The 483-nt window shown below is 72.3% G+C and carries 1 pseudogene; it reads right to left on the reverse strand.

The features are described 5' to 3' along the window. Positions 1-483 (reverse strand): annotated as a pseudogene (locus FRC96_RS22305) (hypothetical protein); the annotation flags it as partial.

Below are 483 nucleotides of genomic sequence, written 5' to 3' on the forward strand. Positions count from 1 at the left end.
CGCCGCCGGGTGCTGCGGGCGCCGCACCGGGTGGCGACATCGCCGGCGACGACCCCGACTGCGAGGGCATCGCTGGCGAGGCCCCGGAGCCTGCGGGGCTCGTCGGGGCAGGCCCCATCCCGGGCATCGGCGCCTGAGCGCCAGACGAGGCTACCGAGAAGTTCCCCGATCGCTGCGCGGCGCCGCCACCCGGCGAGAACTGCGGATACTCACTCAGCGGGAAAAACTCACCACCGCTGGAGAGTTTGTAGCCGTTGAGGTCTTCGCGGCTGACAAGCCAGGTGCGCAGGCTCTTGTTGTCGGCAAACTCGTAGGTCAGCCCGAAGTTCGTCTGAAGTTTCCAGGGCCCCTCGTGGGTGCCATCGACGCCACCGGAGGGCGCCGACATCCCGGGCGATGAGCCGGGCGCCTGGGGCGCGGCGGGGCTTGCGCCAAAGGCCGGCGCTCCGGCCGGAGGCGGGGTGGGCTCCGCCGACGCCGAGA

The sequence above is a fragment of the Lujinxingia vulgaris genome, assembly GCF_007997005.1.
Classification (GTDB): Bacteria; Myxococcota_A; Bradymonadia; order Bradymonadales; family Bradymonadaceae; genus Lujinxingia.